The sequence below is a fragment of the Candidatus Hydrogenedentota bacterium genome, assembly GCA_035416745.1.
Classification (GTDB): Bacteria; Hydrogenedentota; Hydrogenedentia; order Hydrogenedentales; family SLHB01; genus UBA2224.
Genome location: DAOLNV010000116.1, coordinates 1 through 14,095, shown reverse-complemented (window position 1 = coordinate 14,095; position 14,095 = coordinate 1). Strand labels below are relative to the sequence as shown.

The following is a 14,095-nucleotide window of genomic DNA, read 5'->3' as shown; positions in this document are numbered from 1 at the left end:
TCGCGGGGTTCGGGGCTCTTGGGGCGGCGTGGGGCCTTCCGGGATGGCGGGCGAACAGGGCATGTAGGCCATCGGCCAAGCCGTAGAATTTGAAATCGGTTTTGAACCGCCTCTTCCAGTTCCGGGCTACTCGTGCGCTTCCAGGTCCAGGGCGATTTCTTCCGCCGGGCCCGAGGGTTTGAACACCAGTTCCCGGAAAGCGTTGAACGCGGCCGCGCCATCGTCGGATTGGGTATACAGCACAATGTGGCTGACTGACGCGCCGGCCGGCAGTTCGAGCCGCCCCTTTGTCCAATCTTGCGGGCTGCGGGTCCAGCCGGTGACTCGGGGGCCTTCTGATGTAGTCACCTCGACGAAATACTGGGCGTTGGAGCTCCCCTTCACGTCCCACGCCACTTCGGTAATGGCCGCCGCGCCCGTACCAGGCATCTGATAGCCCGTAGAAACCCCCGGCGCACCCTGAATACGCATCACCGCCGCGCCGTCCTCGAACCGGAACGACTGCTCCGTGCCCTGCGCGCGAACTTGTGTCCAGATGGGATGGGGCCGAAAACGAAACACCTGTCCGGACTCCGTAGCCACGGCGAGAATTCCCCGATCATCGGCGGCGCACGGTCTCCAGCCCCCTTCCACGAGAACCTCGGTTTTCGGCCACGGCGCCTGAAGTCTCAATGGGCCGCCGGCGGTGCTTTCAATGGTTACGTCTTGCGCCTGCCCGCCCGAGAAACCCGCGGAGACGAGAAAGCCCCCCTGCGTGCGCATGTTGGCGAAGCGCGCACCCATGTGGCCCGGCCAGGCGGGAAACAGCCGGATTACGTCGCCCACGCTCTGGAGAAGCAGTTCATTGATCGGAAGGCAGACGCCAAACATTTCGGTGTAGTGTCCGAAATCATTGAACCCGAACTGCGGCTCCAAACGGTTGAAGCTCAGGGTCCCATTGGGCCGTTCGCGCCACTGTATCTCGGTACGCAGCCACTCGTGGGCGTCCGGCATGCCCAGACGCGCTTTCGCGGCCGCAAGCATGATAGGCGCGTTGTTGCCGTTATGGCGCAGGCCCGCCGCCGTGCGCCGGAAAATGTCCTGCAGTTCCGGCGGCGAGAACCATCCGATTTGATCGGCGGGAAACACCGGAGTCGTGGGCACGGGGATGTTGTAGGTGATGGGCGGGGCGCCTGCCACGTCCACAATGATAGGTTCCTTATCCGTGAAGCGCGGATAGTCGGGAAGCAAATCCCGCGCGGAGCTCCAGCGGGCTGCTTGCCCGGCATCGGTATCCAGAATCCCGGCCGCTTCGATGGCAGCATCGAAAACCATGCGGAAATAGGCGATGCAGAAGGCGCAATCCCGGTTGCGTTCGAAACCGGCCGTCCATCCGTGGTGTTCAGGAGAGACCGTGGGAGCGAGAACAACGTGATCACCGTCGCGCTCGCACGTATCGACGAAATCGGCATAGAATTCCGCCGCCCCGCGCACGGCAGGATACGCCACTTCCTCGAGAAACGCGCGGTCCGGCGCATATTTGTAGTGCCACCAGAGAGGCTGCACCGTGAACCCGGTGACCCCCATCGTGAAGGCCCAGACATGGTGGATGTATTGACGGCCATGCGGACTCTTGCATGTTTCGGGGTCCGGCGGCTCATACGCGAACAACACATGCGGATAAAATGCGCCGTCCGAGCCGAAGATGTTCTTGGCAAGCCACTGGGCGCGCGGCAGATATTCCGAGATCAGCCGGTCGTAGGGCTCGACCAGCTCGCAATGATTCGTCGCGAAGGCGGACCAGAAGGTCTGTTGAATGTTGTAGTTGGTGTGGAAATCGCCATGCCACGCGGGAGCATCGTCCAACAGGCCCGCGAACAGGCCCGGACTGATTACGCCGGGCTTGGTGACGCAGCGCAGGAAGTACAGGTTGCGGTACCACGCCCGCTCCAGCACGGGGTCCTCGGCCTGAAACCCGCTCCTGGCCCAGAAATCTTCCCACACAGCGCGATGCCCGGCAACAGTGTCGTCAAACGGGCGCGCGACGGCATCGCGGGCAAGTTGGATAGCCGCCGCCAGCGGCTCGGCCGATTCGCGTGACGTGACCACGGCAACAGCCGCCAGCTCGCCTTCCGCAACTCGTGCCGCGGCAAACGTCATCCCCGGCCAATCGAGGTCGCCCGGGATCTCCTGCCGGAGCCACGTGGCCCCCTCCTGCTCTCCGGTTTCGGCCGCGGGAATATCGGACGAGACGATCGGTTCGAGAACCGTGCCCGGCGACTGTTCCGAGCGGAACAGGACGACATTCGATTGCGCCGGCGTGAGAACGCGAGTAACGCATTCCTGAGCACATGCCGTGGCCTCCGCGAATCGCAGGCTCAACGCGGCCGCATGAAGCCCTGACGCAGCGCCAGGAATGCGGACCACCCCGCACGCTCTCGGGCACGGATAGGGATGCGCACCGTAAGCGTCGTTGCCTTCGTATTTATATCCCTCGGGAAGGATCCAGTTGCGGTCCGGCCACTCCCCCCTCCCCAACTGTTTGAGGCGTTCGAGGGTGGGGATGGGTGGATTCAATTCCGCGTCGAGCCGGGCGTCCCACACGTCGTTCTTGGTGATGCGGAAGACGAGGTCGGCGCCGTCCGCGAAAAACAACCCGTTGAGGTCGCCATTGCCCAGAATGAGAGCGTCGTTGATCGGTTGCCCGAGCGACGGCAGGGCAATATCTGCCCGCTTAAGGGCTTCGGGATAGGGAATGCCGCCGCTTTCCTGGGGAGTTGCCGCGCGGGCGCACGTGCAAAGGGCCACGAACAACATGGCTATCCGTTTCACTTTCATTGGAAATCCCTCCTGCTGCCCGGAAGAATAACACGAATGCCGGGAAATCCGCCTATCAACAGGGACGGTTTGCGCGTTGAATTCGGATTCCGGAGCGGGTCAACCCATCCGCTCGAGGCCGGCGCGGCCAGGGTTCGGGGCGAAAATGACCGGGAATGGCGTCACAAACCAGGGATGCATGGGCCGCTCGCTCGTTTTCCTTCGACCGTTTCCGTTGACTGATGAATTCCGATATGCGATAATGCTCCGCAAACACCGAAAAACGCTAATTTCTCCAGGCGAGGGCGGCTCGATGACGGATATGAAGAACAAAGTCTTTACGAGCGGCGAGGTGGCGGCCATATGCGGCGTATCTCCCGATACGGTGGCGCGATGGTTCGATCTCGGGCAGATCGAGGGGTACCGGCTGGGGCCCGGCGGCGACCGCCGTATTCCCTACAACAGTCTCCGGAAATTCATGCTTAGCCATGGGGTTCCGCTCGAACGCCTCGAGGAAGATGAGTTCCGAATCCTCGTCGTAGATGACGACCCCTACTATCTCGACATCATCCCGGCGGCGTTGGCCCGCGCGGGCGACTACAAAGTGTTTGTGGCCTCGACGGGCTTCGATGCGGGCGCCATGGTGGTGGAACACACGCCTCATGTATTGATCCTCGATATTCACCTTTCCGACATGGATGGCCGGATGGTGTGCCAGCGGGTCAAGGAGCGGCAAGACACGAAGAATACGCGGGTGCTTGCAATTTCAGGTTACCTGGACGACGACGAAGCGCGGCATCTGTCAAAGCAGGGTTTTGACGATTATCTGGCCAAGCCCTTCGAGATTTCAAAACTCGTGGAACGCGTGAACAAGCTTCTGCAGGCGTGAAGCTGCATTCCGCGGCCCGCCGGATGATTCCGCAATTCCGCAGGGGGACGCGAGCCTCGCGGCGCCGGAGGAGGCATGAAACGTAACCCGTCACTTGTCTCGGAAGCATTCTCTCTGGCCGAGACTCTTCACCGGGGACAATCCCGCAAGAGCACCGATATACCCTACCTGTACCACCTGCTGTCAGTGGCCGCCCTCGTGGGCGAATATGGCGGAAGCGAGCGGCAGGTAGCGGCCGCGCTACTGCATGACGCTGCCGAGGACCAAGGCGGCCACGAAGCGCTGAAAACCATTGAAGCGCATTTGGGGAAGGAGATCGCCTCGTATGTGCTGGCGTGCAGCGACTCGACCAATATCCCCAAACCCCCATGGCGCGCGCGCAAAGAGGCCTTCATCGAGCGTATCGGCCAACTGCCGCCCGAGGTAAAACTCATCGTCGCGGCGGACAAGCTTCACAACGTGCTCTCGCTGTTGCGGGATTATCGCCAGGTGGGGGAATCCCTCTGGCAGCGATTCAGCGGGCGGCGCGCAGGAACCCTCTGGTACTACAAAACCGTTACCGGAGCATTGGCGGAGAAGTGGGCACACCCGATCCTCGATGAACTGCAGGATGCCGTCGAGTTGCTCTTGACTCGGGTGAGCAAGAAGAAGCGCCTCTGACCCGCCCGGGACTTCGCACGAATCCTGACCGCAGACGATTACTTGCCGTTCTGGTAAATCTTGCGCATGGTCGTTGGCAAGATGTCCATGTTCTCGCGGTATTTGGTGACGGTGCGCCGGGCGATGTTAATGCCTTGCTTCTTCAGGAGGTTCGCGATTTTCTGGTCGCTCAGCGGCTTGCTCTTGTTCTCTTCGTCGATCATCTTCTTGACAAGGGATTGAATGCTCTTCGAGGACTGCGCGTCGCCGGTGTCCAGTTTGAGGCCGGGCGAGAAAAAGTATTTCATTTCGAAGAGGCCTTGGGGCGTTTGCATGTACTTGCCGCGAGTGGCCCGGCTGACGGTGGCCTCGTGGACCCCGACCGCATCGGCGATCTCCTGGAGGGTGAGCGGCCGGATAGCCTCGACGCCCCTTTCCATGAAGTCCTCCTGCACGTTTACGATAGCGCGGGCAATGCGAAGAATAGTATTCTGCCGCTGCTCGATATTCCGAATCAGCCATTTGGCGGACTCGACCTTGTCGCGCAAGTATTTCTTCTCGTCTTTGTTCATTTTCGCGTTGCGCATGAGGTTGCGGTATTGGCTGCTGATGCGCAACTCGGGCGAGGACTCGTTGGAGAGGTAGACGTCGTATGAATCGTCCGTCTTTTCGACGATGACGTCGGGCATCACATATTGAGGCGGCCCGGAGGAATATTCGAGGCCCGGCCAGGGATTGAGTTTCGCGAGCATCTCCTTGAGTTCTTCGACGCGCTCCGGTTTGACCCCCATGGCTTTGGCGATGGCCGGTATCTGACGCCGCTCGAGCTTTTCGAGATGCTGGGCAACAAGAATCTTGAGTTCGTCCTCTTCGGGATACTCCATCTCGATCTGGAGCATCAGGCATTCGACGACGTCGCGTGCGCCGACGCCCGTCGGCTCGAATTGCTGGATCAGGCCCAGCACGCGCTGGACCTCGCTGATCTCGACGCCGAGTTCCTGCGCGATCTCTTCTTCCGAGCCCGTGAAATACCCTTTGTCGTCGATGTCTCCGATGATGCGCTCGCCGATGCGGTAATCATATTCCTCAGGAGCGGCCATCCGGAGTTGCCGCAAGAGCATCGCGGTGAACGATTCGCCCTTGGTAATGGAATCCTCGTAATACTGGCGCCGGTTGTCGGCGTCGCGATTGCGGCTGAAGTCGGGTCCGGTTCGCCTGTAATCGCCGAGGCGGTTGGCGAAATCGTCGAGGTCGAAGGCGACGTCATCGACCGGTTCCTCGCCCGTCGGGGTCTCCTGGGCTTCGGTCTCCGGCGGCTCGGTGGCCTGCTGCTTTTGCTCGAGGACGGGATTCGTCTCGAGTTCCTGCTGCACATACTGATCCAACTCCAAACCAGACAGTTGCAGTATCTGGATGGCCTGTTGCATCCGCTGCGTCAGCATCAGACGCTGAGATTGCGTCTGAACGAGACGATGTTCCATCCTCATCATCGTAAACAAAATCTCCTTGAAATCAATCAAGCTTATTATATCTCTCATGCGAAAAAACTGTCAATTGGAGCGCCCCTTGGACGGGTTGATATAATATGGAAGATAGCGCGTTTTTGCGCATTGTTATGTCAGGGGAATCGATCGTGATCCGGTTTTCAATCTTGGGCAGCGGCAGCAGCGGCAATGCCATTCTGGTCGTCACGCGCGGCGCTAAGATCCTGATTGACTGCGGCTTCAGCCTCAGACAACTCCAAGAGCGCGCCGCCCTCGTGGGGGAACGCCTGGATGGCCTCGACGCGGTCTTTGTGACTCATGAACACGGCGATCATGTCAAGGGTCTGGGAGTACTGGCGAGGAAGCTCCGTATACCGGTTTTCATGACCCGCGCTACATGCGAGGGCCTGCCCACAAGCGTGGCGGATGTCCCCAACGTCGAGTGTTTCACGGCGGGCGACTCGATTGGGCTCGACGGTCTTACGGTCAGTAGTTTCAGCGTCTCTCACGACGCAGGGGATCCCGTCGGATTCTCGATAAGCTGCGATGGCGCCAAGCTGGGCATCGCAGCCGACTTGGGCCACGCTCCGCAGCTGGTGCGTGTGCGATTGCAGGGTTCGCACGCGCTTGTTCTTGAGTCGAATTACTGTCCCGAACTGTTGCGCAAAGGGCCCTATCCGCTCCCGCTTCAACAGCGCATTCGCGGGAAGATGGGTCATCTTTCCAACGAGGATATGTCCACCCTTCTGGCGGCCCTCGTGCATGACCAGCTCCGTCTCGTGGTTTTTAACCATATCAGCGCCGAGAATAACAATCCTGCGCTGGTGTTGGAGATGGCGCGCCGGGCGATGCGGAACAGCAGGGCGGAACTGGTAGTGGCGCAACAGCATCAACCGACTCCCGTCTTCGAGGTGGCGCCGTGACCCCGCTGCTCTTTCTGCGGCAGCCTGAAGCGCGGCACATTCTCGAGCGCGCCGCGAAAGCCGCGGGCACGCCCGTGGCCGTGCACCATATCGAGCGCGGCGATGAAGGTCCGTGCATAACGGGCGCCGGCCAGCGAATGGCGTGCCGTTACGTGCACGGTTTGCCCAAAGGCCCCAAGACCTGCAGGGATTGCCGAATCGAAGCTTCTCGCGCAGCGCTCCGGGACGGTATGGCCACTCCGTTCCTGTGCCATATGGGGTTTGCGTGCGTCGCTGCGCCGGTATTTCCGGACACGGCCCTCGGGTTCGTCGTTTCGTTCGGTCCCTACTGCCCTGCCGAAGCCCCGGAGAGTCTGGCGCGTGATGCGCGAAGAGGGTTCCTCGCTCTGGACGGCCAGGAACCCGAGGAAATGGACTCGCTCCTGAGCGATATTCGCGCGGTGTACAGCGACGCGGCCCCGGCGCTCGCCGAGTGGGCTGTCGAGAACCTCAATTCGTTGTGGGAACTCTGGCGGAACGAGTCCGAGTCGGAATCGCCCGATTCGCGTGAAGACACGGCACCCGCGAGAAGGAAGGTGCGGAACGCTCCGGAATCCGACCCGTTTCACGCCGGCGCAATTGTCGCGGCACTGGCCGGCGGCGATCAGCGCGAAGCGCGGGCCGCGATCTTGACGGTTCTCGCGGAAAGTCCCGCGGGCCAACGAAACCTGTTGGCGGCGCGGCGGGCGCGTGCCATCGCGATGACAGGCGCCGTGATCGAAGCCGCCGAGCGCGCCAGACTGAACATCACAGGGTGCTGGGAACGGATGCCGGGATTCGTCGCGTCGGTGGGCAATGCCCGCACCAACGCGGAGCTTGCCAATGCCGTGACCGGAGTGTTGCGGGTGATTCGCCGCCGCGCGAAACGCCCGGCGAACAACGAGCCTCTGACCGCGTTGAACAAAGCCCTGCTTCCACACCTGGGCGCCCCCGTAACGCTAAACAAGATCGCGGCCGAACTGGGAGAGCCGCCGAGCACCATCACGCGGCGGCTGCAGCGCATGCTCGGCGTCTCGTTCTGCGAATACGTGGGAAGACAACGCGTAAACCGCGCAAAACAGCTGTTGCGTACTACCCGCCTCGGAATAGGCGAGATCGCCCGGCGTGTTGGCATTAAGGACTCCAGCAATTTCTCGAAAGTGTTCCGAAAGTTCGAAAAGTGTTCCCCGCAACAGTACCGGGCGCGTTTCGGGAGAAAGTCATGACGCTGGCGGAAAAGATTCTGCACTGGTGGCGCGAAAAAACGTGTCCCGAGGAGTTCCTGTGCGATAACTGCAAATACGATCATCCCTCCGCCTGCGTGCGCCCCGAACGTCCCAACGCCGTCAAATGCCCGGACTACAGGCCAAAGGGCCGCTAGCCGCCCGTCCTCTTCGTCTTCCCGCGCCTGACCGTACGCGGCCGGAATGCCCTATGCGAGACCGGCGCCCGCGCCGGGATTCGTGGCGCAAGCGTCTCGCCTGCACTGTTCGGGTTACAGACGTGAGGCCCTGAGAAAGTAGCGCGGGCAGGAGACCGCGCCACAGTCTGGTTGCCAGATTCGCAGCTCAGTTGCCTGCCGCAGTCAGAGCGCCCGCGACGCGTGCCGCCGCCTCGGTCACCGGCTGCTCACCCGGATAGCGCATGAACTCGACATGGCCGTCCATGAACAGCACGTTGCTGCCGCCAGGCACATGGTTGTAATACTCCAGGTCCGTCGAGAGGAGGTCCCACATGACGAATACCTCGCTCTGGGCCCTCGCCGAAGAAGCCGGATTGTTGATGTCGGTGATCAGGAAACGCTCAATGCCTTCGCGCAGACGATAGATCGTGCTGCCGCCGCTGTTCCCGTAAGCGGACCCGCCGACGGAAGACAAATCCAGGTCGCCGTCCACAACGTGGGCCATGCCAACGGGATCATTTGCCGCGTAGTACGGGGCTACACCGACAATCAACGCCGTCGCCCAATATATGAACTGGGCTGGTCCCGTGCCGCTCGCATCGATCTGTTCGTCGGGATCCAGCAGCGGATTCACCACCATCGCAAGCGGAAGAACGCTCACGATGGGCTCATCCCATGCATCGAATAGCCACCCATAGTAGGTATAGCTCTCGTCGGCCACGCGCATGCACGAACCGCCGTGCGTGTCATACATGCCAAAGCAGAAGACCGCATCGGGCCCCATGCCCGTGTGACCGCCCGAATCCACGTAAAGCCGGTCCTCGAAGTCGGTACCGGGGTCCGAGGGGCACCGCAGCACCCACGGGTCGGTCAAGTACTCGGGGTAGAGAGACGGCATCAGCGCGCAGAAATCAAGCGCCACCCCGCTTTCTCCCGAGAAATCGTTGGAGAAAAGCCCCACTTGCGCCATCGGCCACCTTTCACCTTTCGACTCGTTCGCGTACATCTTATAAACAAGACCCATCTGTTTGAGGTTGTTGGCGCAACTTGCGCGGCGGGCCGCTTCGCGTGCGCGAGCCAGTGCAGGGAGCAGAATGGCCGCAAGAATGCCAATGATCGCAATGACGACCAGCAGCTCGATAAGCGTGAACCCCTTCCTTTTTCTCATCGCTATATCCTCCTTCATGTCCAACAACGACGCCGCGATTTCCCCTCCTGCAAGGAAACCGTTTTCCATTGCTACTATGCCCCAGATGGCTGTGTTAGTCAACATACAGCACTGACCCAAATCGACGGAGAATACAGCGGTTGGGGAAACTCACACAGAGACAAAAGAACACGGGAGGAAATGGCGTCCGCGCGGAAGCGAAATCTACTCAAAATCTCCGTCTATGATGCGGGGAATGCCGTTGGTGTGCCTTCGTAACATTCTCCACGGGTTTGAGTTCCACAAGAGCGGCATCCTCCAGGATGAGGCCCGCACGAAGCCCTTCGTCGAACCGGAGCCCGCGAAGCCTGATGCGGATAGGAGCCTGCCGTGCCGCGCGCAGACCCCCGGGCCTCAAAATCCCGCGCAAGCACCACTTCGCACACTGTTTCCAACAGTCCGGGACCCGTCTCACGATGAGGCGCCACCGCGCAATTCGCAATGATGCTCCTATCTCATTCCGTTTCGGAGGGTTCAATCTTCGTGTTCCCTGTGTCTCCGTGTGAGTTCGTTCTTGTCTCTATGGATACAACAAGATCCCTTCCGCGAGGGCCTTCTTATCCCGCGATTAGGGACAGGAACGGGATGCCCTGCCGACAGGCGGTTGAAGCCACGATTGGCACTCATAGGTCCCATGGGTCCCGTTCGGGAGGCGTAAACCCCTGTCTGGCGCTGCCGCCGGTTGATATGGGCTTATTAAGCGGCGTAAAATAACTCCCCGGGGCCGATGGTTGGCGCAGGGCACTCAGCGGGGGAATGCCAGGCAAAAAAAGACCACAAACACAGCAATGAAGAGGAATGGACCGCGTGAGCAAGACCGAGTCCAACATCAAGGCTCGTCACACCATACATGATATTGCCCAAGCGGCGGGCGTCTCCCAGAAGACCGTCAGTTTCGTGCTCAACGGCAAGGAAGGCGTCGCGGAAAATACCCGCCGCCGCGTGCTCAAAGCCGTCAGCGACATGGACTACCGCCCCCACATGGGCGCCCGGGCATTGCGCGGCCGCGTTACCCGCTCCATCGGGGTCATCTTCCCCGCCACGGCCCGGGTTGCCCCGCTAAGCCGCAGCTTTTTGGTCTGGCTGTATGACGAACTCCTGGAGGTCTTCGGGACCCGCGGCTACTATGTCACTTTCGATATGGCCGCCTACGCCGACGGCAACAATGGCGACTATGCCCGCGGCGTGTGGGAACAGGCGTTCGGACCCTGCTTCCTCGCGGGACCCCTGGCCCTGGAGGACAAGGTAGTCCGCCGCCTCCATGAGAGGGCAGTCCCCTATCTCGCCGTGACGCGTCTGGACGCGTTTCCCGAGTGCAGCGCCGCATCGGTCGATTACGAGCAAGCTGCCTACCTCAGCACGAAATACCTTATAGACAAGGGCCACAGGCGCATCGGAATACTCAAGGCATTCCAGGGCTACCAGTCGGGCCTCGAACGGAGCCGCGGATACGAGCGGGCGCTGCGCGAAGCCGGCCTGCCTCTTGCCGAGCCCCTCATCCGCTGGGTCACCTTCGAAGGGCAAAGCGTGGTCAACAATATCCATGCCGTCCTCAGCGACCGCGGCGTCACCGCCCTTATCGACAGCAGCGGCACCGAAGACCCGGCCGTCTTGCGCGAGGGTGCGCGCCGGGCCGGACGCAGCCTCGGCGGCGACGTCGAAACCGTGGTGTGGACCTACCGGTACGATACCGTGGTCCTCCCCGAGGCTTCCGCTCATGTGTGCCTGCCGCTTCGCCAGGTATCGGCCGACGGACTCGCCCAGCTCGCGGCCTGGATCGAAAACAAACGCCAGGGGCCCATCCAGCTCGTGTACCAGCCGACCCTTGTCGAGACACCCCGCGAAAGACCCATCACCGATACCCTGCGCGTGTTCAACGAGACCGACTGACGCCCCGCCAAAGAGTCAGTGTAGCGATCAGCCCGCCCCGGCCGTGGGGCACTCCCCCCGCTGGAGGGTCTCCCCGCTGTGGAGCGGTCTCCTGACCGCGCCACGCTTACGACCGCAGGTCTCCGAATCCGGATGCCGGCTGGAAACCCTCACCACAATCACCGGCGCGTGCGCCGGGCCCGCAATGAACACGTCCGGCCGCGCCCATACCACCAGAAAAAACGCTTCCCCGGCCGCCAAACCCGGCCGGGGAAACGCAGTAAGTGATCTCTCGATATAAAACGGTTCGGCTCAGTCACCCAGCATGGAAACCAGGATCGCCGTCGCGGCGTTGACGGGCGCGTCGCCGTCCGGCTGATAGCGCAAGAACTCGACGTGACCATCCATGAACAGAGTGTTCGCGCCGCCAGGCACGTGGTTCATCAGAGAGACTTCGGTCGAGACGATGTCCGCCATGACCCAGATCTCGCTCTGGGCCTGCGCGCTGCCCGCCGGATTGTTGATGTCGGTGATCATGAAGCGCTCGATGCCTTCACGCAGACGGTAGACCGTCGTGCCGCCGCCATTGCCAAAGGGGGAAGCCACGCTCACATCGTTGTCGACAGCGTTAAAATTGTAATTGACCGCCACTTCGTCGACGATCACGGCGAGCGCGGCGCATATCTGCCCGGAGACATCCGCGGCGGTCGCGGTCGGAGGCACGGGCGGCCCGAACGCAGCCTGAACATAGACGAAGTCGACCGGGTTCGCGGGCGGGTTGTTGGTGCCTTGGTCCCACACCCAGCCCAGGTACCAGTAGCTGGAGTCTACGAACGCCCAGCCTTGGTTGGCGTCATTGCACGGATACCCGAAATCGGTTTCGCCAGTAATGTCATTGATCAGGTCGTCCTTCGTGTGCGAGGCGTCCGAGGGGCACACGATGATGTTCGGATCGGTCAGGTACTCCGGATAGAGCGCTGGCACATCCGGGCCCGCCGCAATGATGCCGTAATTGCCGGTTCCCGGGAAGCCCGCGGCCACACACCACAGGCATCTACCCATGAAGGAAACGAAAAAGCACGCGCGCCCCGTGCATGTCGGAATTGAGGCGAATGATGTCAGATGAAGTTGAAAGGCCGCTTACCCTTGCCCAACCGCCGCACGACACACGCGCAATTCAACTGGATTACCGCGCACCTCATGACAACGTTGTCATGCCTTGGATAGCTCACACACCTAAGGTACCAAACCCCCTGCCTTCTGTCAACACCGCGCCAAACGCCCGGATCCACACGAGCCAAGCGCTAAGCCCTTACATATCACTATATTACACAAGTGATGCCTGCATGGTGCTTAAATGCAGTTCAGGCGTCTCTGCAAGAGTCTTGGGGTACGCTCAGCCCCATCGCTCTCATCTACCCCCAGCAAGATTCCAAATGGGGCGGGACGGAGACTTCGCATTTCGCCACAACCAATTGCTGAGAAAGAGCTTATGGGACCATGGGTTCCCGTGCGGAAGGGCGCAGCGCTCCCAGATTCTGGAACCAGCCGCCCCCAATGAAAGCCCTTCCCCGGCCGGCGGTTTCGGCCGGGGAAGGGGTGTATATGACGGTATGTAATACGCTCCGGGCTAGGTTCGCGTCAGCCGATGGCCCCGATGGCAATCGCGACGCCGCTGTTGCAGGGGCCGGGTCCTGTTTGAGAGTAGCGCAGGAACTCGACGTGTCCATCCATGTACAGGAAGTTAGCGCCTCCGGGCACATGGTTCATCATGTCGGTCTCGACGGAAATCTGGTCGCCCATCACGAAGATCGCGCTCTGAGCCCGCGCGCTTCCTGCTGGATTGTTGATGTCGGTGATCATGAACCGCTCGATGCCCTCGCGCAGGCGATACACGGTATCGGTGCCGGCATTGCCATAGCCGAGGCCCTGGTACGGTGTTCCGCCAAACGAGTAGTCTCCGTCGGCAATGGCGAAGATCGCTACATCGTCACTCCCTAAGGCGTCGATTTGCGTTCGTGCCAGAGAAAGGGCGCTCACGACCTGTGCCGGGGTGCCCATGCCGGCATAGGCCGGATCAACGAGGCCGGCGTCAATTTGCGGATCGTCCGAATCGGTCTGGTCGAGAACCCAGCCGAAGTAGACATAGCTCGAGTCCACAGCCTGCCAGCCGCGATACGGGTCATCGCAGGGAATCCCGAATTCGGACTCGCCCGTGATTGCGTTGATCAAGTCATCGGCGCTTTCTCCCGCATCTGAAGGGCATAGGATGACATTTGGATCCGTGAGGTATTCCGGATAGATTGCAGGCACGCTCGGACCGGCGGCCAACAGGCCATAATCCCCGGTTCCAGGGAAACCGGCTGTGTCGCAGTCCACCAGCTCTACTCCGCGGGCCATCACGGGCGGCCATTTCTCCCCCTTGCTCTCGTTCGCGTACATCTTGAACACGATGCCCATCTGCTTGAGATTGTTGGCGCAGCTTGCGCGGCGGGCCGCTTCGCGGGCGCGCGCCAGCGCCGGGAGCAGGATAGCCGCAAGAATGCCAATGATTGCAATGACGACCAGCAGTTCGATAAGCGTGAAACCTTTTCTCATGACCACTCCTCCTCTACGCGTTCAATAAAACCGCCGACAACCCGAGATCCCGCGGGCAAATGCGTACGATGACACCACTAATCCCCCAATAGCGGCGTGAGGGTTCACGAACTGGCATACGATTCGGAAGGGACCCTCACCGAAACGAGGGATTCAACCAAAGAATCGACGCAAACAACAGGTCTCTTAGCTAAACTACCAGAGATAGGACATCTAGTCAACGAGCGCGGCCGCACGCACGCGGCGCGGCATATCTTCGGAAATGTCCCC

11 protein-coding genes are annotated in these 14,095 nt (G+C 61.1%); 6 read left to right on the top strand and 5 right to left on the bottom strand.

Features of this window, described 5'->3' with window-relative positions:
* Window positions 1–126: 126 nt before the first annotated feature.
* Window positions 127–2,817, bottom strand: a complete 2,691-nt coding sequence (locus PLJ71_20985) for a hypothetical protein (GenBank protein ID HQM51170.1) — start codon at window positions 2,815–2,817, stop codon at window positions 127–129.
* Between the two features lie 292 nt (window positions 2,818–3,109).
* On the opposite strand from PLJ71_20985, the gene PLJ71_20980 reads away from it, so the two are divergent.
* Window positions 3,110–3,685, top strand: coding sequence for a response regulator (locus PLJ71_20980; GenBank protein ID HQM51169.1), 576 nt, complete (start codon window positions 3,110–3,112; stop codon window positions 3,683–3,685).
* Between the two features lie 75 nt (window positions 3,686–3,760).
* Window positions 3,761–4,345 (top strand): HD domain-containing protein, encoded by a 585-nt coding sequence (locus tag PLJ71_20975; GenBank protein ID HQM51168.1) that lies wholly within the window; start codon window positions 3,761–3,763, stop codon window positions 4,343–4,345.
* A 38-nt stretch (window positions 4,346–4,383) separates the two neighbouring features.
* Here PLJ71_20975 and rpoN read toward each other — a convergent pair whose 3' ends face one another.
* Window positions 4,384–5,814, bottom strand: a complete 1,431-nt coding sequence (gene rpoN, locus PLJ71_20970; GenBank protein HQM51167.1) for an RNA polymerase factor sigma-54 — start codon at window positions 5,812–5,814, stop codon at window positions 4,384–4,386.
* A 143-nt stretch (window positions 5,815–5,957) separates the two neighbouring features.
* Between rpoN and PLJ71_20965 the strand changes: the two genes are divergently transcribed.
* The 3 genes from PLJ71_20965 to PLJ71_20955 are packed head-to-tail and all read left to right on the top strand — an operon-like array spanning window position 5,958 to window position 8,130.
* Window positions 5,958–6,731: an MBL fold metallo-hydrolase gene (locus PLJ71_20965; protein HQM51166.1), complete on the top strand. Its 774-nt coding sequence runs from the start codon at window positions 5,958–5,960 to the stop codon at window positions 6,729–6,731.
* On the top strand, window positions 6,728–7,975 hold the full coding sequence (locus PLJ71_20960) for a helix-turn-helix domain-containing protein (GenBank protein HQM51165.1): 1,248 nt from the start codon (window positions 6,728–6,730) through the stop codon (window positions 7,973–7,975). The genes PLJ71_20965 and PLJ71_20960 overlap by 4 nt, the downstream gene beginning before the upstream one ends.
* On the top strand, window positions 7,972–8,130 hold the full coding sequence (locus tag PLJ71_20955) for a hypothetical protein (protein HQM51164.1): 159 nt from the start codon (window positions 7,972–7,974) through the stop codon (window positions 8,128–8,130). The genes PLJ71_20960 and PLJ71_20955 overlap by 4 nt, the downstream gene beginning before the upstream one ends.
* A 187-nt stretch (window positions 8,131–8,317) precedes the next feature.
* Here the strand turns inward: PLJ71_20955 and PLJ71_20950 are convergent, their stop codons facing one another.
* Window positions 8,318–9,319 carry a prepilin-type N-terminal cleavage/methylation domain-containing protein gene (locus PLJ71_20950; protein HQM51163.1) on the bottom strand — a complete coding sequence of 334 codons (1,002 nt, stop codon included), beginning with the start codon at window positions 9,317–9,319 and terminating at the stop codon, window positions 8,318–8,320.
* 846 nt (window positions 9,320–10,165) lie between these two features.
* Here PLJ71_20950 and PLJ71_20945 point away from each other — a divergent pair.
* Window positions 10,166–11,248 carry a LacI family DNA-binding transcriptional regulator gene (locus PLJ71_20945; protein HQM51162.1) on the top strand — a complete coding sequence of 361 codons (1,083 nt, stop codon included), beginning with the start codon at window positions 10,166–10,168 and terminating at the stop codon, window positions 11,246–11,248.
* 291 nt (window positions 11,249–11,539) lie between these two features.
* Here PLJ71_20945 and PLJ71_20940 read toward each other — a convergent pair whose 3' ends face one another.
* Together PLJ71_20940 and PLJ71_20935 are read right to left on the bottom strand one after the other, a co-directional pair.
* Window positions 11,540–12,268, bottom strand: coding sequence for a hypothetical protein (locus PLJ71_20940; GenBank protein ID HQM51161.1), 729 nt, complete (start codon window positions 12,266–12,268; stop codon window positions 11,540–11,542).
* A gap of 600 nt (window positions 12,269–12,868) precedes the next feature.
* Window positions 12,869–13,825 (bottom strand): DUF1559 domain-containing protein, encoded by a 957-nt coding sequence (locus PLJ71_20935; protein ID HQM51160.1) that lies wholly within the window; start codon window positions 13,823–13,825, stop codon window positions 12,869–12,871.
* Window positions 13,826–14,095: the final 270 nt, after the last annotated feature.